This is a genomic window from Haloarcula montana, from assembly GCF_035666295.1.
Lineage (GTDB): Archaea > Halobacteriota > Halobacteria > Halobacteriales > Haloarculaceae > Haloarcula > Haloarcula montana.
This window is the reverse complement of record NZ_CP142027.1, coordinates 2536973-2559570: the sequence shown is the minus strand read 5'-3', so window position 1 is coordinate 2559570 and position 22598 is coordinate 2536973. Positions and strand designations below refer to the sequence as shown.

16 protein-coding genes and 3 rRNA genes are annotated in these 22598 nt (G+C 64.6%); 4 read left to right on the top strand and 15 right to left on the bottom strand.

Going from position 1 to position 22598, the window contains the following annotated elements:
• Positions 1-7: 7 nt before the first annotated feature.
• Positions 8-610: a zinc ribbon domain-containing protein gene (locus VJ109_RS13535; protein WP_324757426.1), complete on the bottom strand. Its 603-nt coding sequence runs from the start codon at positions 608-610 to the stop codon at positions 8-10.
• Positions 611-736: 126 nt separating this feature from the next.
• Here VJ109_RS13535 and VJ109_RS13530 point away from each other — a divergent pair, with 126 nt between their 5' ends.
• Positions 737-2497, top strand: a complete 1761-nt coding sequence (locus VJ109_RS13530; protein WP_324757424.1) for a MutS-related protein — start codon at positions 737-739, stop codon at positions 2495-2497.
• A gap of 15 nt (positions 2498-2512) precedes the next feature.
• On the opposite strand, the gene VJ109_RS13525 is transcribed toward VJ109_RS13530, so the two are convergent.
• A complete protein-coding gene (locus VJ109_RS13525) occupies positions 2513-2950 on the bottom strand; it encodes an SRPBCC family protein (RefSeq protein WP_324757422.1) in 438 nt (145 codons plus the stop codon).
• Between the two features lie 100 nt (positions 2951-3050).
• Between VJ109_RS13525 and VJ109_RS13520 the strand changes: the two genes are divergently transcribed.
• Entirely contained in the window at positions 3051-3374 is a 324-nt protein-coding gene (locus VJ109_RS13520) for a DUF6199 family natural product biosynthesis protein (RefSeq protein WP_324757420.1), read from the top strand.
• Positions 3375-3634: 260 nt separating this feature from the next.
• Here VJ109_RS13520 and VJ109_RS13515 read toward each other — a convergent pair whose 3' ends face one another.
• Positions 3635-3943, bottom strand: coding sequence for a hypothetical protein (locus tag VJ109_RS13515; RefSeq protein ID WP_324757419.1), 309 nt, complete (start codon positions 3941-3943; stop codon positions 3635-3637).
• 741 nt (positions 3944-4684) lie between these two features.
• Between VJ109_RS13515 and VJ109_RS13510 the strand changes: the two genes are divergently transcribed.
• On the top strand, positions 4685-5359 hold the full coding sequence (locus VJ109_RS13510) for a halocyanin domain-containing protein (protein ID WP_324757417.1): 675 nt from the start codon (positions 4685-4687) through the stop codon (positions 5357-5359).
• Between the two features lie 10 nt (positions 5360-5369).
• Here the strand turns inward: VJ109_RS13510 and VJ109_RS13505 are convergent, their stop codons facing one another.
• The 9 genes from VJ109_RS13505 to VJ109_RS13465 form a co-directional block, all read right to left on the bottom strand.
• Entirely contained in the window at positions 5370-6977 is a 1608-nt protein-coding gene (locus VJ109_RS13505; protein WP_324757415.1) for a hypothetical protein, read from the bottom strand.
• 26 nt (positions 6978-7003) lie between these two features.
• Positions 7004-7699, bottom strand: coding sequence for a double zinc ribbon and FHA domain-containing protein (locus VJ109_RS13500; RefSeq protein WP_324757414.1), 696 nt, complete (start codon positions 7697-7699; stop codon positions 7004-7006).
• A gap of 73 nt (positions 7700-7772) precedes the next feature.
• Positions 7773-8849: a protein phosphatase 2C domain-containing protein gene (locus VJ109_RS13495; protein WP_324757412.1), complete on the bottom strand. Its 1077-nt coding sequence runs from the start codon at positions 8847-8849 to the stop codon at positions 7773-7775.
• A 2-nt stretch (positions 8850-8851) separates the two neighbouring features.
• Positions 8852-10084, bottom strand: coding sequence for an FHA domain-containing serine/threonine-protein kinase (locus VJ109_RS13490; protein ID WP_324757410.1), 1233 nt, complete (start codon positions 10082-10084; stop codon positions 8852-8854).
• Between the two features lie 35 nt (positions 10085-10119).
• Entirely contained in the window at positions 10120-11304 is a 1185-nt protein-coding gene (locus VJ109_RS13485) for a vWA domain-containing protein (RefSeq protein WP_324757409.1), read from the bottom strand.
• A gap of 177 nt (positions 11305-11481) precedes the next feature.
• The gene (locus VJ109_RS13480) at positions 11482-12084 is read right to left on the bottom strand and encodes a hypothetical protein (RefSeq protein ID WP_324757408.1); all 603 of its coding nucleotides are present in this window, start codon (positions 12082-12084) and stop codon (positions 11482-11484) included.
• Entirely contained in the window at positions 12074-13159 is a 1086-nt protein-coding gene (locus VJ109_RS13475) for a DUF3179 domain-containing protein (RefSeq protein WP_324757407.1), read from the bottom strand. The genes VJ109_RS13480 and VJ109_RS13475 overlap by 11 nt, the downstream gene beginning before the upstream one ends.
• A gap of 51 nt (positions 13160-13210) precedes the next feature.
• Positions 13211-13852, bottom strand: coding sequence for an alpha/beta hydrolase (locus tag VJ109_RS13470; RefSeq protein ID WP_324757406.1), 642 nt, complete (start codon positions 13850-13852; stop codon positions 13211-13213).
• 90 nt (positions 13853-13942) lie between these two features.
• Positions 13943-14785, bottom strand: a complete 843-nt coding sequence (locus VJ109_RS13465) for a VOC family protein (protein ID WP_324757405.1) — start codon at positions 14783-14785, stop codon at positions 13943-13945.
• 79 nt (positions 14786-14864) lie between these two features.
• Between VJ109_RS13465 and VJ109_RS13460 the strand changes: the two genes are divergently transcribed.
• Positions 14865-16973 (top strand): beta-glucosidase family protein, encoded by a 2109-nt coding sequence (locus VJ109_RS13460; protein ID WP_324757403.1) that lies wholly within the window; start codon positions 14865-14867, stop codon positions 16971-16973.
• A gap of 163 nt (positions 16974-17136) precedes the next feature.
• On the opposite strand, the gene rrf is transcribed toward VJ109_RS13460, so the two are convergent.
• The 3 genes from rrf to VJ109_RS13445 all read right to left on the bottom strand — a co-directional run bounded on the left by rrf (position 17137) and on the right by VJ109_RS13445 (position 22151).
• A 5S ribosomal RNA gene (rrf, locus tag VJ109_RS13455) occupies positions 17137-17259 on the bottom strand.
• A 135-nt stretch (positions 17260-17394) separates the two neighbouring features.
• Positions 17395-20315: ribosomal RNA gene (locus VJ109_RS13450) — 23S ribosomal RNA — on the bottom strand.
• Positions 20316-20678: 363 nt separating this feature from the next.
• Positions 20679-22151, bottom strand: a 16S ribosomal RNA gene (locus tag VJ109_RS13445).
• Together the 16S, 23S and 5S rRNA genes form the textbook arrangement of a ribosomal RNA operon.
• Between the last annotated feature and the right edge of the window lie 447 nt (positions 22152-22598).

The window sequence follows — 22598 nt, the reverse complement described above, 5'->3', positions numbered from 1 at the left end:
GGGCCGCTCACTCCTCGTCGTCGGGTTCGACACCGGCCCGCTCGTGGAGTCGCCCAGGCTCGCCACGGAGCTGTCGGGCCGCGCGGTTCGACGCCCGTCTGGCGAGCACGGCGGCGACGACGGCCGGGACGGCAAGCAGTGCCAGCAACAGTGCGGTCCCCTGTGAGACAGTGGACTCCCCGGCCCCGAGCGTGTCGTATCCGACGGCGACGACGACGGCACCGATCCCGGCGACAACGAGATAGAGGCCACGTGAGAGCACCTCGCTCGGGTTTCGGAACCGGGCGAGATAGATCCCGGGGAGCAACCAGCCGGCGAGCAAGAGCGTGACGACGACCCCCAGGGACCGGACACCGGTCGCGATGACGCCGGCGTAGGTCACCAGCGGCGCGATGGCGATCCCCAGCGCGAGCCCGGTCAGGAGAACCGCCCAGCGGGGTGCTGCCTGCGGTTCCGTTTCCAGCGCTTCGGCCAGATTCTCCGTGAGTGCCGCGGCCTCTTCCTCCGAGAGGAACTGCTCGCCACAGTGTGGACAGTCCATAACCGCCGGGTCCAGTGGCTCGCCGCAAGCCGGACAGGCCGGTTCGTCGGCCGTGCGCCAGGAGTCCATACCGGCTGCTTGCGTCTCCGGGGGCTTGAGTCGTCCGGCTGCCCCCACAGCAGACGGCCGTTTCTGTCGCTCGACTCACCACACGCAAGAACAACGACTAAGCGGCCACCGGTCGACTCCCCGTCCATGCGACTGGAGGAGTACTGGGGGATCGGCCCGAAGACGTCGGCACTGCTCTCCGAGGAACTGGGCGTCGAACGGGCCATCGAGGCGATCGAGTCGGCCGACACGCGGACGCTGACCGCGGCCGGGCTCTCGCGGGGCCGAGCGACGCGAATCCTCCGACGGGCCAGCGGCGCCGAGTCGATGGACCTCCTCGCCACCCGGGACACCCGTGACGTCTACAAGGAACTGCTCGACCTGGCCGAGGAGTACGCCGTCACGTCCGACGCCGCGGATCGAATCCGCGTCCTGACGCCGTTGCCCTCGAAAGAACGAATGGAAGAACGCCTCGACGACGTGCTCTCCGCACGGGAGTCGTGGGCTGCGCTCCCGGAGTCGACACGGGAGTCGGTCGTCGATGCCTTCGAAGGATACGGGAACGGCGGCGAGCGTTCGGCCGTCGAGACGGCGATCGAACTCCAGAACGTCGGCGTCTCGGAGGGCGTGTTCGAGCCCATCGCGACACTGGACAGCGACCACCTCGCGTCGGCCAGGGCTGCCCTGGCCGGCCTCGCTGGCGACGGTGACGGCGTCGGCCGAGGCGCCGACGAGGAACTCGACCGGCTCCGGGATCAGTTGGGCCACGTCGAAGACCTCGCTGCTGGCTCCACCGAAGTCGTCGAGGCAGTCCAGGACGGTGCCCGGCGACCGGCGGAGTTCCAGGACGCACTGGCCCGGTACGTCACCGACGAGACCGGCCTGGACCGGGCGAGAATCCGGGCGGCGATGCCGAGCGAAGCGACCGACGCGCGGGACTTCGTCGAGACCGCCCTCCGTGATCTCCGGAGTTCGCTCCGGGCGGACCTCCAGGAGCGGGAATCGACTGTCGCGGATCGGCTGGAAGAGGATCTTGAAGCCGCACGCGCGACGATCGACGACGCGGTCGCGGCCGTCAACGACATCGCGCTGTCGGTCTCGCTCGCCCGCTTCGCGATCGCGTTCGACCTAGTCAGACCCACGCTCGTCGAGGACCGGGAGACCATCGCCGTCCGGAACGCCCGAAACCTCACGCTTGCCGACGCCGACGATCCACAGCCGATTACCTACGCCGTCGGCGATCACACCCTCCCAGTCCAGGGCGCGAACGAGCCCCCCAGCGGTGACCGCGTCGCGATCCTCACCGGGGCCAACTCCGGCGGGAAGACGACGCTGCTGGAGACGCTGTGTCAGGTCCAGTTGCTCGCACAGATGGGGCTGCCGGTGCCCGCCGACGCCGCCGAAGTCGGGCTGGTCGATACGATAGTCTTCCACCGACGGCACGCCTCGTTCAACGCCGGCGTCCTCGAATCGACGCTGCGCTCCGTCGTTCCGCCGTTGACCGGGAGCGACCGGACGCTGATGCTCGTCGACGAGTTCGAGGCGATCACCGAACCCGGCTCGGCGGCCGACCTGTTGCACGGGCTCGTGACGCTGACCGTCGACCGCGGGGCGCTGGGCGTGTTCGTCACCCACCTCGCAGCGGATCTGGAACCGCTGCCCGAGACTGCCCGGACCGACGGCATCTTCGCGGAGGGGCTGAGTCCCGATCTGGAACTCCAGGTGGACTACCAGCCCCGCTTTGGCACCGTCGGCAAGTCCACGCCGGAGTTCATCGTCTCCCGCCTAGTCGCCAACGCCGGCGACCCCGTCGAACGGTCGGGCTTCGAGACGTTGGCGACGGCGATCGGCGAGGAAGCGGTCCAGCGGACCCTCTCGGACGCACGCTGGAACGAGGGCGACGGCTGACGGTCGTCGGGGTAGTCACTCGGTCGCCAATCGATCCCGAACCGTCGCCAGCAGCCGCCGTACCTCCCGTGCGTTGTACCACCCGACCAGCGGCGCCAGGAGCCACTCGGGGACCGGCCCGGGAATCCCGTAGCTGGCCGCGTACGTGAGCCGCGTCCCGCCGTCCTCGGCCGCGAAGGTCAGGGTGATCGTCCCGGTGAGGTCACCGACGAGGTCGTAGACGATCCGTTCGGGCGGTTCGTACCGGCTGGCACGGACCTCGCCCTCGAAGGAGATTCCGAACAGCCGATAGACGTACCTGGCGCGGTTGCCGCCGTTATCCAGTCGTTCGACGCGCTCGGCGACCGCCAGGCTCGGAGTCACGGCGGCCTGGTTGGCCGGTTCGTCCATGAACGCGAAGACCCGCTCGACCGGCGCGTCGATCCAGACGTCGTCGACCGTCTCGACTGCCATACGGTCGGCTACGGTCTCCAGACCGTTATGCGGTCGGCCACGTCATAGGCCGCCGTTTCGAGGGGAGCGTTGACGGTGGTGGAGGCCGTATACTCGATCGATGATACGACGACTCCTCCCGGTCGGATACGCGTACATGGTCGTGCAGGGACTGCTCGCCGTCTTCCTGCCTCGCCAGGCGATCAAACTGAACGCAAAGCTCCTGTTGCGTGGTTACGAGAACCCCGGGGACCTCGAACCCAAAGCGTGGTACGTCCGCTCGACGCGGATCGCCGGCGTCGGGATGCTCGTCACCGGACTGACTGGGCTCCTCGCGGGCGACCTCGTCGAAGAGCCGGAGGAAGAACTGCCCGACCCGCTCGGGGACGACGAACCCGAGGACGACGACGGTCACCAGGTCGCCGAATCCGACGAGTCGGTCTGAAACCGATCGCCGTTGAGGGCGCGCCGACGGGGATGTGGTTCGAAAACGGTTCCACAGCGATGGGTGGGTCGACCGGAAGCTGTGACGTGCCCTCACCACACGGTTACCGACGCCGTCGGCGATCGTTCGAACTGTGCTTCTGTCGGCGCTGCCGGTCGAGTGCGGCAGCGACATGCATACGATGCATGAATCCTCCGGTCGGGAATCGAACCCGCGGGGGCGTCCACCAGGACAGCGGAGGCAGTGAGACGGTGCGCCGATCACGCTCCGTCGACGACGACGGCGTTCACGTCGGTGATCCCGAAGCCGTCTTCGAGGCGGGTCACGCAGGCGTCGGCGGCGGCCTCGGCCTCCGGGACGGTGACGGTCAGTGCCACGTCGGCGTCGACCCGGATGTCCGTCCAGGTCGGACGGACCCGTGTCACACGCTCGACCGAGACATCGACGACATCGTCGACACCGTCGATGACGCCGGCGACGCCGCCTTCGAGGTCGTCGGACCCGCCACGCGGGACGCGTACTGAGACATCAGCCGATGCGTCGACCGGAACAGTCGCAGAGAGCGACATAATGCCGACGGCCGGAGTCGAACCGGCCCGAACGGGGCTCGCCAACCGAGCACGTCGGGGCGTCTCCGGGCGGCGGGGGCGTGCTTCGAGTCAGCGGACTCGGGATTCCCGTCGAACGACGGAAACCCGCTGGGCGGCGATGACTCTGGCGAGTACTGTACCGACGGCTCGCCGAACAGCGAGAGCGGTTCCGACCGAGACAGTCGAATCCACACTGTCCCGACCGCGGCCAGGACGAGACCGTCAGTGAACGGCCGAGTGTCGATAACGTACCGACCCGGCGCCGCAGTGGGAGGCCGGCGCGACCCGGCCTCCGTCCCACGGCGGCGGAGTGCGCCTACGTAGCGCCGAGCGGAATGGTCACCGTCCGGGTGTCCACCGGACCATTCCGACCCGTGCCAAGAGGCGCGGCCCCGAGTGCGGGTACGAGCCCACACTCGATGGCCCCCGGTCCACTGGCGTGCCAGCGGAGCGGGATCGTCGGCGACGGAGTCGGAGTAGTCCGGAGCATTGGATCACCACGTCGGTGAGAGTGACGTATTTCCACCGTGAAGTGGTGAGATATTAAAGCTGTTTCACGCTAGTCAACGAGTACCACAGTGGGTCGGACACGTTCGGCCGCGTTCCTGCGGACTGGGAACTGGCGTAGTAGTATAGATAGGCTGGTCGTCTACCGATTCATGTCGGCTCCCCGCCTCGGTCGTGCGGGCGACAGCCACCAGGACAGCTACCATGCACTCGATGACCCGACGACAGTTCGCCCAGGCGACGGCCGGAATGGCCGCGCTGGGCGCTACGGCGACAGTATCCGCCCAGGAATCGCCCGACTACGGCGGCTGGTTCAGTGACGTCTCGAACTTCGAGGGCACCGTCGACAAGCGCGGCCAGGACACCGTCGAGGTTACCGTCGGCGCACAGGGCAACAACGGCGCGTTCGCGTTCGATCCGCCCGCGGTGATGGTCAACCCCGGGACGGAAGTGGTCTGGACCTGGACCGGCGAGGGCGGCGGCCACAACGTCGTCTCCGACGGCGACGGGCCACTGGATTCGGGATCGCTCGTCTCCGAAGCCGACACGACCTACAGCCACACCTTCGAGAGCGAAGGGATCTACAAGTACGTCTGTACGCCACACGCCGGTTTGGGCATGAAAGGCGCTGTCGTCGTCCGGCCCGGAGAACCAAGCGGTGGCACAACCGACAGCGGGAGCCAGCCGGCAAGCGAGACGGAGACGACGGCGTCGGCCGCTAGCGAGACGGCTGCGTCCACTGACACGAACAGCGGCGGAGAGACAGGCCAGCAACAGTCCGGCGGAGGCGTCACCGGCCCGCTGGGAACGTTCGCCGCGGTGATCGCGATGGCGTTCCTCTCACCGCTTGCCTTCGCTGCCCTGTTACGCCGACGGACTGACGACTGAGGGTCGTGTCTCAGCGGCCGGCTCCAGTGTCCAAGGCGGTTCCACAGCCCGGACAGTAACAGACATCCGCACTGTTTTCGACGCGGCGTCCACAACTCGGACAGTCGATCTCGGCCGGTCCGTTCGTCGCTGCCGGCGGTTCGGACTCGCTCGTCCCGGGAGTCGCCAGGCTCTCGTCGGGGCCACTCCCCGTGTCGGCGATGATCGTCTCGGCGTTCACTGGCGTCGCCGACTGATCGAACTCGGAGACGGCAGCGTACTCGTGAGCCGCCTCGAACCTCGGCACGACATCAGTAGCTGCCCGGACGGAGTCGTCGGCTTCGCTCTCCGTGCTGGTGTCGGACACCGGGGTCACGGCACGCTCGTCGCGGTCGACGGGACCGCTGGCGGTCGGATCGGTGTCGGCCGCTGGCTCGAACCGCGGGATGGTATCGCCTGCGTCGCTCGTCCGGTGTGTGCCGTCACCGGATCGACGATAGGCCTCGGTGGTCTCGATCATCGGCAGGACGCGGCTGCGTGATGTTTGTGCGGTCTCAACACTGCCGGATCGCTCGTCCGTCTCGGTCGGCTGCTCACCGGGATCGTCGGCAGACGGTACGGGTTCGGTGGGCGTGAACACTCTGGTTCCGCTATGCTCGTCGCCCCCATCGGCTGTCTCGGAGGGAGTCGTGGTCGGACCGGGACCGTCAGCGTCGTCTGCCGAACCCGGCGTCGGATCGGATTCGGAGTTAGTCACGGCGGTTCCATCCGAGTCACCGGTGGCCTCGGGGGCAGTATCGGCGTTCGAGACCACACGCGTGGCCGAGGTCACCGCCGACGGCTGGGCCGACTCCGGAACGCGCTGTCCGGGCCGTCGCTTGGGTGCCGAGGGGAGCCCCCGACGCTTCGCGATCGAGGCCACAGTCGTCTGTGCCAGGAGATAACACACAGAGAGCGCGATCGGGACGAACAGCGTCCCGCGGAGGAGAAGCGCCGACTCGATCCCGATCAGTGCCGTCCACGTCTGGACCGCATCGGCGACACCGGCCGTCGCGGCCCGGCTCGCGAGGCGTGGATCGAGCCCGGTGACGGTCGATAGCCGGATCAGGAGTCCGACGACGACCGAGAGCGCGGAGACGGCGATCATCCCGAGGAGGGTCCGCGTGAGCGAGAGCGTGTACACGCGGTGTCCGAACGCGACCGTCCGAACGAGAAAGTGGACCGTGACGACGAGCAATGCGGTGGCCAACGGAAGCGACCAACCGGAGACGACCAGTGCTGCCAGACAGCCGACGAGCGCCAGGCTCGGAACGACCAGCAACACGCCGGGTTCGGCCATCCGATAGGAGTTCGCGAGGTTGCCGTGGCGGTTGAACAGTTGCCGTTGGACGAGTGCGATGGCAGCCAGCGACGGGAGGACGATCCACGCGAGCAGCGCGAACAGTTCCAGCCCGCGGACGGGTGTCCCGGCGACCGTCGTCGCTACTGCTCGTTTCAACGCCGGCGTCCCGGCCTCCAGAACGAGCCCGCTAGCGACGACCCAGGTAGCGTAGACCAGTGGGCCACAGAGGCCGAGTGCCAGCACTCGCCACTCTTCGGCGAGCAAGGCGACGGATTCACGCAACTCACCCCCGGACATTGAATTGGTGTACTGGAACGGGATGCTTAACCTGTGGGGTTCTCCGGATGGCGAACCGTCGCGGTGACGACCTCCGAGAGGCCCAATTCGTCGCCCGGTGCCACCGGCTCGCGGTCGCCCCGCTCCAGGAGACGGTCGTTGAGGCGCGTCGGGTTGTCACCCAGGTCGACGAGGTAGAACCCGTCGTCGTCCCTCCGAAACCGGACGTGCTCCCGGTGGACTCGCACGGCCTCGTCGTCCGACCGTCCGGCCTCGAGCATCGCGGCACGGATGTCGCGGCCGACACAGTCACCGTCGGTAACAGCGACCTGTCGGCCACAGACAGCCAGGCGGAGTGACTCCGGAGTATCGTTCCGGTCGCTGTCGAGTCGGCTGCCACACTCGATACAGAAGTTCGCGTCGTCGTGGATCGCCCCACAGTCCGGACACGTCAGAGACGGGTCGTCTGCGGTCGGTTGGGCTGCTCCGTCGGATTCGTCGTCGGTTGACCCGACCGACTCGGAAGCGCTGTCGGCGTCCGCTTGCGCCGCGGCCTGTTCGAGGAGTCCGAGTCGGTCCGGGTCACCGGTCGGCGAGTAGACGACCGCTCCCCCGGAACTCTCGTCTCCGGCGTCGTACTGCCACTCACCGCACTCGATGTTCGTACACCAGCCACCGGCTGTCGTCGGATCGAACCGGACCCCACAGATCGGACACTCGACTGTCTCCCCCGTACCCGACATCGGTTCTCGTCTCACGTGTTCTCAGTACAGCAGGAAAACAGTTACTCACGGACGAGTCCGCCTCGGTGAGCGGTCACTCGTCGGACAACAGGGCCGTGTCCCGGTCGAGCGGTCGACGGCTCGGGTCGATATCCCGAACCGGCAACGAGTCCTCGGCCGGCGTCTCCGGGAGCGCGTCGTCACCGAACAGAAGCACCGAGAGATTGTCTTTCCCACCTCGTTCGTTTGCCATCTCGATGAACGTCTCCCCGGCCGCCGGGAGCGAATCCGCCGACAGGACCACGTCACGGAGATTCTCGTCGGTCACTGCCTTGTCCCGGATTCGTTCGGCGGCGGCCTCGGACTTCCCGGAATCGACGTAGTGACGGTACAGCGCCGGCGCGTCGGTCTGTGCGTCCACGAGTCCGTCGCTGGTGACCAACACGGTGTCCTCCGCGTAGAGATCCACCGTCCGCGTATCGACCTCGACGGTCGCCGTCCCGGCGTCCCCCCCGCCCGCTCCACCGAGTGCGCGGGTGATCTCGTTTCCCCGCGGGTGGACCTGCGATTCGAGTTCGTCGATCTCGCCCGCCTCCGCCCAGCGCTGGACCAGCGCGTGGTCTTTCGTCAGCCGGGCGATCCGCTCTGTCGCCTCGTTGACGACGTAGGTTCGACTGTCGCCGACCCACCCCAGATGGAGCCGCCCGTCCAGACAGATCCCCGCGACTGCGGTTGTATACGACCGGGTACCCGCGGACCCGACGTACCGCAGGATGTCGCGGTGGGTCTCGACGACGGCGTCGGTGATCGCCGATCGCAGGCTCACGGCGGTCGATTCCTCGGGTAGAACCACGTCGTCGATGTCGATGTCGAACCGCTCCGGCCGTCCGCGGGCCGCACGGATCGCGACCGGAGCCAGTCGTTCCGCGATCCCGGTCGTGGCGAGATACGAGGCGACGTCACCGGCGTCGTGTCCCCCAGCGCCGTCGGCGAGGACGAACACGCCGACCGAGCGCGTCGGCGACGGCGTGGGTTCGTCGGTCCCCCGTTCGCTCCCGATACCGTGCCCCTCTCGATGCCCGTCCTCGAAGACCGTCATCGAGAGGCTGTCTTCGTTGATTCCGTCCCCCCGTTTGGCGTCGCCAGTGTCGTAGTGTGTGCTGTATCGCATGGTTACTCCGTATGGAACTCGAAGGTGACGCCGTAGGTTGGATGGACAAGGGCGACGAGGTCGCCCTCGTGGATCGGTACGGACTCGGGTGGAACGTGTCCATGTCTGTCTGTCGGGTCCTCACCGACCTCTCGGAGCCGTTCGCGTCCCGACTCACACAGCACCCGTTGCCATCCGCTGCCCTGCTGGACGAACGTGCCATTGAGGCTTCGGTCCTGGAGATACCAGTCGTCGCCCTCGATATCGAACTGGATCTGCACCGAAGAGATGTACTCGTCTTTCGGGTCCTCGATCGTGATCGACGCGGGCGGCCCCTTGGCTCCGGCCCGGCCGATGGTATCGCCCGGACCGACGGTGAACCGCTTGTTCTGCTGGCGATAGACGACCGATGCCGTCTCCGGCGGTGTGGGATCTTTTGCCTCCAGAACGGCCTTCAGTACCGTCGCGTTGCTGTAGCGGTCGCGATGGTCGGTCTGGGTGGCACGCTCGACGATCTCCGCGAGGTACGCCTCACAGTCGGCCCCGAACTGCTGTGGGTTGATGCCGTCTTTCTCCGGAACGCTCCCTTTCAACAGAAAGAGCAGCGTCTTTCCCACCGAATAGACGTCCGACCAGGGTCCCTGTCGAACGTCAGTCCGGGTGGCGTCGGCGACCTCGCGTGGCTTGTACGGCCCGAGGATCGTCGTCCCGTTGTCCCCCGAGACCGGGTCACTCGTCGGATCGAACCCCGTCGCAGTGTTGAAATCGATCAGCGTCGGCGTGATATCCGGCGTCAACAGGACGTTCTCCGGTTTCAGGTCCCGGTAGACGATCTCGTTCTCGTGGAGAAAGCCCATCGCGTCACAGAGGTCGATCCCGATCTGGCGGACCTGTTCGGTATCCTCGATCGGGCCGTGCCGGTCGATGACCTCGTTGAGGTCGAGTCCGTCCTCGACGAGTTGCGCCACGAGAAAGGTGACCTCCCGGTCCTCGACACAGTCGTAGAGGTCCATGACGTTCTCGTGGCCACCCGCGGCGCTGACACGCCGAAGCGACTCGACTTCCTTCTGGAAGTACTCGTCGATGAGTTCCGGATCGTTCTTCGAGTCGGTGTAGTTCGGGTGTTTCAACACGACCGAATCGTTCGTCTCGCCGTCGACGGCCCGGTGGACGCGGGCGAATCCCCCCTGTCCGAGAAACTCGGTCAGTTTGTACCGGTCGGCGACGACGTCACCGGTCTGTGGTTCCCAGGGCATCAGTCACTCCCCGCGGCCGCGTGCTACCGAGGCGCTCACTCCTGGACACCCTCGTCCGTGACGACTCTGGTCGCCTCGCTCTGTTCGGCTCGCCCGCCCTCGCTCACGATCCGTGTCTGTCGTTTGGCCGCCTCGACCGCCTCGGTCCCGTCGCCGTGGATCTCGGTCATCTTCTCGATCTCGGTCTGTGCTTCCGCCACGTTTCCACGCCCCAGTTCCGTCCTGATGACTGTCTGCCGGTGGTCGATGTCGACCGTCTCGACGTGTTCGGCCAGCAGCTCGGTGTCGTCGGTGTACTCGACAGTGATCTCGCCGCCGGCCGTCTCCCCACTGGCAGTCAGTGTCACGTCCGCCAGGACGACGGGTCCGGTCGTTGCCCGCTCCGGGACCCGTAGCTTCAGGACCACACACTGGGTCTCCCGGTCGAGCAGATCCGGCAGACGGATCGTCGCCTGGTTCCGTTCCCACTCCGGGTCGACAGTCTGGGCCTGGGGAATCGCCCGGTAGACCTCGTTGATGTCCACGCCGTTGTCGACGACCAACTCCAACTCCGCGTCCGGCGCGACGACCGAGCCCGCGTCCTCGACGGCCTCGCCGAAGAACGTCTCGATGTCGCCGGGCCGCGCCAAGTGGGTCCACTCGCCCCGTGCAGCCGTCCCGAGGGTCCTGATCGTCGCTTCCCGATACTCCGTCCCGATACCGGCGGCTTCGATGCGGATACCCTCACGGTCGATCTCCCGGGCTAGTTCGGCGAAGTCGTCGGCGTCCTTGCGGTTGTCCTTCCCGTCCGAAAGCAACAGAATTCGTCGAACCGTGTCCTCGTCACTCGGGAGTCCGTCCAGACTGGCGTTCGCTTCGAGCAGTCCACTGTACATGTCCGTTCCACCCCCGGCGCTGATCTCCGTGACGAGATCGACTGCCTCCCTCCGACCGATCGTCCCCCACCGGGTGGCTTCGAGTACCGTCTCGACCTCGTTGTCGAACGCGACGATCGAGAGGTAGTCGGTCGGTTCCAGGAGACCGAAGATCCACTCGGCTCCCTCACGTGCCTGTTCGATCAGCTCTCCCGCCATCGACCCGCTCGCGTCGAGACAGAGCGCGATCTGTCGAGTCGGTGGTCGTTCCTGCCTCCCCGGCTCCACCTCGATTTCGGCCGTGACCGTCGTCCCACCCCGCGGAACGTACGGCCGATTCACGTCCGTCAGGACGTTCGCAGTCATACACCTATCTGCTCCGACACGCCGGATATAGCTTTTCCCCTGGCGGGGAGAGTGTCGCTCGACGATAATTAACAGTATTTTCGTGTGCATAATAGGCGGCTGTGGTCGGTGGTTCGATGCCGGAGCCGCTGCTGGAACGGATCGACGAGTTCGGGACACTGACCGGTTCGGAGGGTCTCACAGCGCCGCCGGTTCGACCCTTCGCCCGACCCACAACAACGTCCCGACGAGCGCCACCGCAGCCAGCGGGAGGAGCCACTGGAACACGGTCAGAACCCCGGCACTCGCCTGTACCCCGACGACCAGTAATATCGTCGGCCCACAGCAGGCAAACCCAGAGAGCAATCCGGGTACTCCGGCAGCCGCGCTCGCACCCGACCCGAGTCGACAGGCGGTCGGCCCGCGCCAGGCGACGACCGATACGGCCAGGTTCAGCCCGACCAGCGTCGCCAGTCCCGCGCCGAGCAGGACGTTCAACGGCGAGACGAGCAGTTCGACCGGGCCGACGACGACGAGCGCGACCGACTCCCACTGGAATGGACCGACCGGCTGGACGGCCCGCGCCAGCGGGTCCGAAACGATCGAGAGCTCGTACCCCCACGGACCGAAACCGAGGTTGCGGAGGCCGGCCGTGTACAACAGGACGTATGCTGCCGAAGACACGACGAACACCGCCTTCCCGTCCCGCCGAGTGAGGGCACCGCGGGTCGCGACGAGCGTCTGCCTGACCAGTCTCCCGACCCGATCGGCGACTGGCCGTCGTTCGGTGTCAGTTGACATAGCCGGTCCCCGGGTAGAACCCCGCCCACGCGAACCACATCGCGTCGAACGCGAGTGCGCGCTCCAGCGGGAGCGAGTCGGCCGCGACCGGTTCCCCGTCCAGGCTGTAGCCGTTGGCCCGTTTCTCGACCGTGCGGCCGTCGGGGTTCGCGTAGACGTATCCGGTCGACAGGGCGTCGTCGGCAACGGCGACGTACTGCCGGCCCTGGATGGCGCCGGTCAGGACGCCGGCAGAGAGCAACGACTCCTTGTCGAACGCGAGTGCGCCATCGGCCGTCCGGGTCCCGACGACGACGGACTTCGGGTGCGCTCGGTCGTCCCGGGACAGCGGTTCGAACAACGTCCGGTCACTGGCGTAGTAGCCACCTGGGGGATTGTACTGACCGTACGGGTCGTCGCCGTACCGCCTGGTGTAGCCGGTGTCTTCGGTCAGCACCGCCGTTCCGGGATGGGCGGCCCGCCACTTCCCCCAGGTCGTCCAGACCACACGGAACTCCCGGAGCGTTTCGCCGGCGAGCGGCCCGTCGATCGCCGTCGCCAGGATCTGTGGCCACCGGCTATCCGTGCCCCGATCGTACATCACGAGGTTCGAGTTGACCAGGTTGCCCGAGACGCCGAACTCCACGGGTCCACGTTCGAACCCCTGTGCGGTGCCGGTCAGCGGACAGTACGTGACCGCCACCGGGTCGCCATCGACGGTGTCGTTGACGATCTCGTGGTGGACGAGGATCCGCTGTGGGTACGCTCTGGTGTCCCCGCCACGGACGAGACCGAACACCGGTTCGCCGTCGTCGAGCGACGCTTCCTCGGCCGCTTGGAACGTCGGTTCATCGATAGCCGGGATGCCGTCTTTCGGGACGCCGCCGCTGATTACCTCTCCATCGAGCGTCCCGATGTCCTGAGCCAGATACAACGATCGCTCGGCAGTCGGTGGGGGTGCCCCGGTCGCATCACTGGTAGCTGTCGGTTCGTTCGACGACCCTTCAGCCGACGGCTCGTCACCGCCGAGACACCCCGCCAACCCGACCACGCCGGCCACGCCGACACCACGCAGGAACGACCGTCGTGTATGCATACTCGTACTGGTGCCGGCAGACACAAAATCTCGCGGTAAGGGGCTGGTAACCTACGTCGCCAGTACGTTCCCGACGAGATCGGCGACAGCGTCGAGTTCGTCCTGGTTGACGCCGTGGCCCATTCCCTCGTAGATGCGCTCGTCGACATCGCCGCCGAGCAGTTCGAACGTCTCGGTTGTCGCGTGGACCCGTTCGATCGGGATATGCGGGTCGACGTCGCTACAGCCGATGAACACCGGCGTCCCTTCGATCTCACCGTCGTAGGAGTCGGGATCGACCGTCTCACCGATCAGCCCACCGCTCAGAGCCGCCAAGCCACCGTACCGACGTGGGTTCCTGGCGACGTACTCGCTTGCCAGACAGGCGCCCTGTGAGAAGCCGCCGACGAGCACCGACTCGCGCGGGATACCGGCGTCGACCGCTTGGTCGACCGCGTCCTCGACCGCCTGGAGCCCGGAGCTACGGCCCGGTTCGTTGTCCTCGACGGATGCCAGGAAGGAGTTGGGATACCAGGTGTTCCCGGCGGCCTGTGGCGCCAGGAGCGCGAGCCCCTCTTCGTGGACATCGAGTCCCATCTGGACGATGCTCCGAGCCGTCGCGCCCCGGCCGTGGACCAGGACGGCCGCCGCTTGCGCGTCCGACAGTGCTGTCCCCGCCGTCACGAGCTGTTGGCCCTGGTGTGGACCGCTCATCGTCGCCCTCCCGAGACCGCGCCGTCTACCGTACAGAACCAGTCGTCTCTCTCCATACCCCCAGTAGTCACTCGACGTACTTCAGCACCGCTATCGGGACGGCTGTATCCGGACCCGTATCCCAGCGGGATCGGTCGTCACGAACCCCTCTCCGGCGGACTCGCTGTCGTATCCGGACTCGGAGAGCCGTCGACGGACCTCCTCAAGCGCCCCCTCGGGAACACGGAGTTCGTACCACGCGACCCCGCGGCCCTCGCCCGGCCCCGACCGCGCGTGCCAGACGTTGGCTCCGACGTGGTGGTGATACGATCCGGCCGCGAAAAAACAGGCCCCGGGTGCGGTCGCGCGGAGAGTCATCCCGAGGCCATCGGCGTAGAACGACCGCGTCGCGTCGAGGTCGGCGACTTCGAGGTGAACGTGTCCGATATCTGTTCCGACGGGGACCGAAGAAGCGCCGTCGCTCGCACCCTCGACGCCCGCGCGATCCAACCGATCGGTACCCATCCGGACGGTCCCGTCGTCGTGTTCCTCCCACTGTGTTCGCGGACGGTCACGGTAGATCTCGACACCGTTTCCCTCGGGGTCGGTGAGATACAACGCTTCGCTCACGTGGTGGTCCGACGCCCCGTCGAGCCGTGCCGTCCGTTCGATCCGTTCGAGTGCAGCTCCCAACGCCGTCCGTGACGGGACCCGAACGGCGAAGTGGTACAACCCGGTCTCGTTTGCCCCTCGCTCGGGGGCGTCGGGGTCCGCGTGGAGTTCGAGCAGTGGCGTCTCACCGTCACCGAGGACGACGCGGTCGTCGTCCCGTGTTCGGACGGCCAACCCGACCGTCTCGGTGTAGAACTCCGTGGCTCGGTCACAGTCTGTCACGGTGAGGGCAACCCGACCGACTGCTGTCTCCGATGGGAGCTGCGGGCTGTCGGCAGCCATACCCCCCGCTATGCCGTCCAGCCGGGTGAAGCTGCCGCCCGACAGAACTGTTATTCCACAGCAGTCCGAACCGCGGCTAATGGAGTCGTCTCGCGATATCGACGCACTCGTATCGGATCTCACCCGGAGCGAAAAGCTCTCGCTCGTCTGTGGGACTGTCGACCCCGAAGGGACGGCGACGGGCTATCTCGCCGGTGTCGACCGTCTGGATATCCCGCCGTTCCGCCTCGTCGACGGACCACTGGGCGTCCGTGCGGAGGGCAAGCGTGCGACGGCGTTTCCGGCCTCGATCGCGACCGCTGCCTCGTTCGATCCGGACCTCGGGCACGACCAGGGACGGGCGATGGCCCGTGAGGCGACCGCACTCGGGCAGGACGTCCTGCTCGCGCCCGGCGTGAACATCGTCCGGGTGCCACAGTGTGGCCGGAACTTCGAATATCTCTCCGAAGATCCCGTCCTCGCGGGAGATGTCGGTGCCGCACTCGTCTCCGGGATCGAATCCACCGGCGTCCTCGCGACAGTCAAACACTTCGTCGCCAACAATCAGGAGTCCGCGCGCACGAGCGTCAGTGCGGAGGTCGACGAACGCACACTCCGTGAGTTGTATTTGCCGCCGTTCCGGGCAGCCGTCGACGCCGGTGTCGGATCGGTAATGACCGCCTACAACAGGGTCAACGGGAGCTACATGAGCGACCACGCCGAACTCGTCGGCGACGTCCTGAAAGACGAATGGGGATTCGACGGCTACGTCGTCTCGGACTGGTACGGGCTGGCGACCACCGTCGGCGCCGCGACCGCCGGTCTCGATCTGGAGATGCCCGGCGTCGCACTCGATACGGAGACCAGCAACGACGACGGCTCGCTCGACGAGTTCGATTGGCCCGACGGCATCCCCGACGCGACCCACGCCGGTCTGTTCGGTAAGCCGCTATCGGCAGCGATCGACAAGGGGGCCGTTCCGCCAGACCGTCTCGACGACATGGTCCGACGCGTCCTCGGCGGGATGGCCCGGACCGGCCTGCTTGGTGACGGTTCCGTGCGTGCCGACGGCGCACTCGATACGCCCGCCCACCGTGCCCTCGCGACCCGCGTGGCGACTCGTGGAACCGTCCTCTTGGAGAACGACGGCGTCCTGCCACTTGCGGACGGTACGGACATCGCGGTCATCGGCCCACACGTCACCGAACCGAAACTCGGTGGCGGTGGCTCCTCCGAGACGACACCGTTCGAGGCGACGACCCCTGCCGAGGGCCTCTCGGAACGGGCCGACGGTACTGTCACCGTCGCCCACGGGATTCCGGAGATCGAGAGCGTCTCGCTGTTCGATTTGCTCCCGTTCGTCGAAGGCGGCCACGACGAGGGCGACTGGAACGACGAGGACCACGACCGCTCCATGGACACCGCCGTCGAAGCGGCCGCGGCAGCCGACGTAGCCGTGGTGTTCGTCCGCGACACGACGACCGAGGGGAAAGACCGAGATTCGCTGTCGCTCCCCGGTCAACAGGACGAACTGATCGAGGCCGTCGCGGCCGCCAACGATCGGACGGTCGTCGTCGTCCGCTCAGGCGGCCCCGTCGAGATGCCCTGGCGCGACGACGTCGCCGCGATCCTCGAAGCGTGGTATCCCGGACAGGCCGACGGCGACGCAGCCGCGGCGGTCCTCTACGGCGATTCCGACCCCGGCGGCCGTCTCCCCGTGACGTTCGCGCCAGCCGAGGACTATCCGGCGACCGACAAGCGGCAGTTCCCGGGCATCGACGGCTCGGCCCACTACGACGAAGGGGTCTTCGTCGGCTACCGCCACTTCGACCGGACCGACACCGCTCCCACCTATCCGTTCGGCCACGGCCACTCCTACGCGACCTTCGAGTACCGAACCGCGACCGAAACTGACGACGGTATCGAAGTTACCGTCGAGAACACGTCGGACCGACCCGGACGCGAGGTCGTCCAGGCGTACGTGCGACCCCCGGCCTCGCCCGTCGAACGGCCACCCCGAGAGCTGGCCGCCTTCGAGTCGATCGAACTCGACGCCGGCGAATCGCGATCGCTGTCGCTGTCGCTCGACGAACTCGCACACTCCTACTACGATCCCGACGATGGATGGGTCGTCGACGACGGTCCACACACTGTCGAGATCGGCCGATCGGCACGGGACGTTCAGCTGACCGTCGAGTACGACGGGTAATCGACGACCGCGCTTCCAACGCGACTTCGAGCGTTTGTCCTCGGCCGAATCCAGTAGCGTCCCGTGTGTCTCTCAGAAGGAGCGTTGCCACTCCACGAAAAACGACAAAAAACCCACCGTCGAGAGCGATGACTCTCTTCGGTGGGTCATGAATAGGTATGAATGGTGGCGGCGAACCGCGTTTCCCAGAGGCTCGCGCACTCCAGTACTCCCCGGAACGCTGGTGAGCTTATCTTCCGTGTTCGGGATGGGTACGGGAGGCAACCTCACCGCTATGGCCGCCTAACGCCGACTCGTGGAGTCGAACCACGATGGAATACCACTGTCGGTCGGGGTCGATCTTGTGTGTCCGTGCGATCCAGATTGCGCCTGGACTCGTTCAGTCTACCAACGATTGGTGACTTTCGAGTCACAGTGCGTATGATTATGGCTTCGAGTGATTAGTGCTCGCGGGCTCAACGTCTCGTTACCTCGACGCGTACACCCCGAGTCTATCTACCCCGTCTTCTACGGGGACTCTCTGCGGTGTCTCTTTTCCAGGTGGGTTTCGAGCTTAGATGCGTTCAGCTCTTACCCCGTGTGGCGTGGCTGCCCGGCGGTGCTCTCTCGAACAACCGGTACACCAGTGGCCACCAATCGTAGTTCCTCTCGTACTATACGATCGTTCCTGTCAGACACCATAACACACCCAGTAGATAGCAGCCGACCTGTCTCACGACGGTCTAAACCCAGCTCACGACCTCCTTTAATAGGCGAACAACCTCACCCTTGCCCGCTTCTGCACGGGCAGGATGGAGGGAACCGACATCGAGGTAGCAAGCCACTCGGTCGATATGTGCTCTTGCGAGTGACGACTCTGTTATCCCTAGGGTAGCTTTTCTGTCATCAATTGCCCGCATCAAGCAGGCTAATTGGTTCGCTAGACCACGCTTTCGCGTCAGCGTTCCTCGTTAGGAAGAACACTGTCAAATCATCTTTTGCTCTTGCACTCTTCGCCGGGTCTCTGTCCCGGCTGAGATGATCTTAGGGCGCGCTCGATATCTTTTCGAGCGCGTACCGCCCCAGTCAAACTGCCCGGCTACCGGTGTCCTCCTCCCGGAGTGAGGGTCGCAGTCACCGACGGGTAGTATTTCACTGTTGACTCGGTGGCTTGCTAGCGCAAGTACCTGTGTAGTGTCTCCTACCTATGCTGCACATCGGCGACCACGTCCCAGCGACAGCCTGCAGTAAAGCTCCATAGGGTCTTCGCTTCCCCCTGGGTGTCTCCAGACTCCGCACTGGAATGTACAGTTCACCGGGCCCAACGTTGGGACAGTGAAGCTCTGGTTAATCCATTCATGCAAGCCGCTACTGATGCGGCAAGGTACTACGCTACCTTAAGAGGGTCATAGTTACCCCCGCCGTTGACGGGTCCTTCGTCCTCTTGTACGAGGTGTTCAGATACCCGCACTGGGCAGGATTCAGTGACTGTACGAGTCCTTGCGGATTTGCAGTCACCTGTGTTGTTACTAGACAGTCCGAGCTTCCGAGTCACTGCGACCTGCTCGTTTCCCGAGCAGGTATCCCTTATCGCGAACTTACGGGACTAACTTGCCGAATTCCCTAACGTCGGTTGATCCCGACAGGCCTTGGCTTTCGCCGCCATGGACACCTGTGTCGGTTCTCGGTACGGACACCACACTCCCTTTTCACGGGCCCCAGGTTGAACCACATTTCTCTATCCCGCCGTTCGTCCGCTTCGTGCCATTACGGCTTCCACGGAGTTTGACGGTTCGACTGGGCGAAAGCCCAGCGTGGTCGACCCCAGGGCGTCGGTTTCACTGTGTGGTGGCACGGGAATATTAACCCGTTTCCCATGTTGTCATCGTCGAATTACGGGATGACTTAGGACCGGCTAACCCTCAGCTGATCAGCAGTGCTGAGGAACCCTTATCCATTAGGCCGTCGGGGTTCACACCCGACTATCGCTGCTACTATGGCCAGGATTTTCGTCACTCATCGGTCCACAGGAGTTCTCACCCCCGCTTCCATCCAATGAGAGCGCCAATCTACTCGATTGCCTTGTGAAAGGCACGGACAGGTCTCGGTGGTGGATTTGAGTCCCGATCATTTTGGGCGCCTCAAACCTCGGCCGGTAAGCTGTTACGCTTTTCTTAGAGGGTAGCTGCTTCTAAGCTCACCTCCCGGCTGTCTAGGGCTCGAGACCACCTTCAGAGGATTACACTTAATCCACACTTGGGGACCTTAACCTATCTCTGGGTTGTTCCCCTCCTGGTACACAGGCTTACCCCGCGCACCGGAATCCTCACGTCAACAGCGTCAGTGGGTTTGGAGTTTGACAGGCGCGTCCACTCCTCTCGGAGTGGAGCACGCCAATCGGTCGCTCTACCCCACCGACTACCTCGGTGAAGGTCATGCTTCGACATGTTTCGATTGGAACCAGCTGTTGCCGGACTCGATGGGCCTTTCACCCCTACACATAGATCACGAGAGGGTATTGTAGGACACCAACTCTAACAGGCTTCCACGTGCCTTTCGGCACGCTTCACCTTGTCCATGCGTAGATCGTCCGGATTCGGGTCGTGTCCGTGTGGCTCCCCGCCCTTGAAGACGGCGGCCCTCGCGTAAGCTGCGGCCATGTCGGTTTCCCTGTGCCTCCCCGGATGCTCCGGTTAGACTCGCCATACAGACACACTCCCTGGCTCGTTTTTCAAAACGTACGATAGAACATCGGCTTCCGGTGAGTCTTACTGGAGACTCGCGTCTCGGTCATTCGTCATCGGACCTTGTATGCCCTATCGCTCGATCGCCAACTGGGTTCAAGCTCTATTTCACCTCCCTTCGGAGGATACTTTGCAGCGTTCGTTCACACTACTTGTCCGCTATCGGTCTTGAGGAGTGTTTAGCCTTCGCAGTCGATGCCTGCGAGATTCGCGAGGGATTTCCAACCCCCGCTACTCTGGAACCGACGCACATCGTAATGATCTCACGTACGGGGTTGTCACCCTGTATCACGCCCTGTTCCAAGGGACTTCTGTGAGATGGTCGGATGCTGCGTGTCGGCCCACACACCACATTGCCCGTGAGGGCTTCGGTTTGGGCTGTATCGCGTTCACTCGCGGTTACTGACGACATCACGTTGCGTTTTCTGTTCCTCCCGATACTGAGATGTTTCAGTTCTCGGGGTTCCTCATTGCGCGAAGCAATTGTTGAAGAGATTCTCATTCGGAGATCCTGAGTTCTTCGCCTCCGTGCGGCTCCCTCAGGCTTATCGCAGCTTGGCACGTCCTTCTTCAGCTCTCAAGCCGAGCTATCCATCAGCTGGCATAGTAGCCAACGTCGTTGTGACTCGTTAGTTAGAACTGAACGAGTCCAGTGGACGCCTGGATCGCACGTACACACGGTTTCATACTCGCCCCCAAGGTGGAGATGGTAGGCGAATCGACCCTTCCCAATCGCGGTTTCACCCGGATTGGTGCATCAGTCGTCGTACCACGTTCGAACACTGTGTCCCACTTAAGGGGCACGGTTCGAACCCGGCACGTCGTACGGACCTGTCGGGAGTTGCACCCGACACCCCGCGAGGGGTATCCGCCTCGGATAGGTCTCGTGAGCCCAGCGGGCCCATACAGTCGGCGCTTGCCGACAAGTGGTGGCAAAGCCACCAACTAAGTGGGCTGGGGCAAAGCCCCAGTCCCGTTCTGTAGGAGGTGATCCAGCCGCAGATTCCTCTACGGCTACCTTGTTACGACTTAAGCCCCCTTGCGGAGCCCAGATTTGACCTGGGTATCCAGGCCTCATCCGGACCCCACTCGGGTGCTTTGACGGGCGGTGTGTGCAAGGAGCAGGGACGTATTCACCGCGCGCTTATGACACGCGATTACTACCGAATCCAGCTTCATGCGGGCGAGTTTCAGCCCGCAATCCGAACTACGACCAGGTTTGGAGATTAGCTCCGCCTCTCGGCGTGGCATCCCACTGTCCTGACCATTGTAGCCCGCGTGTTGCCCGGTCCATTCGGGGCATACTGACCTACCGTTGCCCGTTCCTTCCTCCGCTTTAGCAGCGGCAGTCTCCGTAGTGTACCCGACTACCTCAGGGGTATCGCTGGCAACTACGGATGCGGGTCTCGCTCGTTGCCTGACTTAACAGGACGCCTCACGGTACGAGCTGACGGCGGCCATGCACCTCCTCTCAGTAGCGTCGGGTAAAGTCGTCAACCTGACCGTCATTACTACTGTCGGGACCGGTGAGATTTCCGGCGTTGAGTCCAATTAAACCGCAGGCTCCTCCGGTTGTGGTGCTCCCCCGCCAATTCCTTTAAGTTTCATCCTTGCGGACGTACTTCCCAGGCGGCTTGCTTATCGTCTTCACTACGGCACATCACGCGCTCATGGCGCGTGACATACCTAGCAAGCATCGTTTACAGCTAGGACTACCCGGGTATCTAATCCGGTTCGAGACCCTAGCTTTCGTCCCTCACCGTCGGGTCCGGTCTCTTGACGTGCTTTCGCCATTGGTGGTCCGTCCAGGATTACAGGATTTCACTCCTACCCCGGACGTACCCGTCAAGTCTCTCGGCCCCAAGCCGTGTAGTTTCCGCTGGACGCCGACGCGTTGAGCGCGTCGATTTCCCAACGGACTTACACAGCAGGCTACGGACGCTTTAGGCCCAATAATATCGGCCATCACTCGGACTGCCGGTATTACCGCGGCGGCTGGCACCGGTCTTGCCCAGTCCTTGTTCCTGAACCACCCTAGGGTTCAGAAAAGCGAGGGCTATATGCCCTCGCACTCGGAGTCCCCTTATCGCACTGTCGTGCAGTGTAAAGGTTTCGCGCCTGCTGCGCCCCGTAGGGCCCGGTATCTTGTCTCAGATACCGTCTCCAGGCTCTTGCTGTCACAACCTGTACCGATTATGGGCATGGTGGGCCGTTACCCCACCATCTACCTAATCGGCCGCAGCCACATCCTACAGCGCCGGAACGTTTCCAGCTCTCTGTAACTCCAACATGAGAGCTGTATCCGCTATTAGCCTCAGTTTCCCGAGGTTATGGCGGTCTGTAGGGTAGTTTGGCCACGTGTTACTGAGCTATATGCCGCGGGTCTAAACCCGCGCGACTAGCATGGCTAAATCGGACTCCGATAGCAATGGCCTCCGGCAGGATCAACCGGAATGTGCTGACTGAGTCAGCGGCGGGCGTTGCGCGATGCAACGTATGAGTGTGGTATCACTCCGTCGGAAGCGTAACACACTGGAAGAATCCAGTGTTGACTGTATGGGTCCGTGGGCTCACATCAGATCCCATCTTGACGGCGGACCGCAGGGGTGGGATCCTCATACTTTCGAGAGCGGTCGCGTTCGCGAGGCGAACGCGTGGTGCTCTCTGCGAGCGGTCCGAGAGTGACCACGGACCGTGTCGCCCCGGGCGCCCCGGTGCGACCTTCGCATTCCATCCGATGGGAGGGGTACATATAAATGACTCGTCTCGGAGCCGCCCTGAGTCGACCCCACACAGCACATGCGTGACGTGACTCCGTCACACACCGAATCGCAAGACAGCGGCGTTTTGTCTCCCGGTAATATAATATCTATTATACCACTCGTCGGAATGCGAAGGCGAG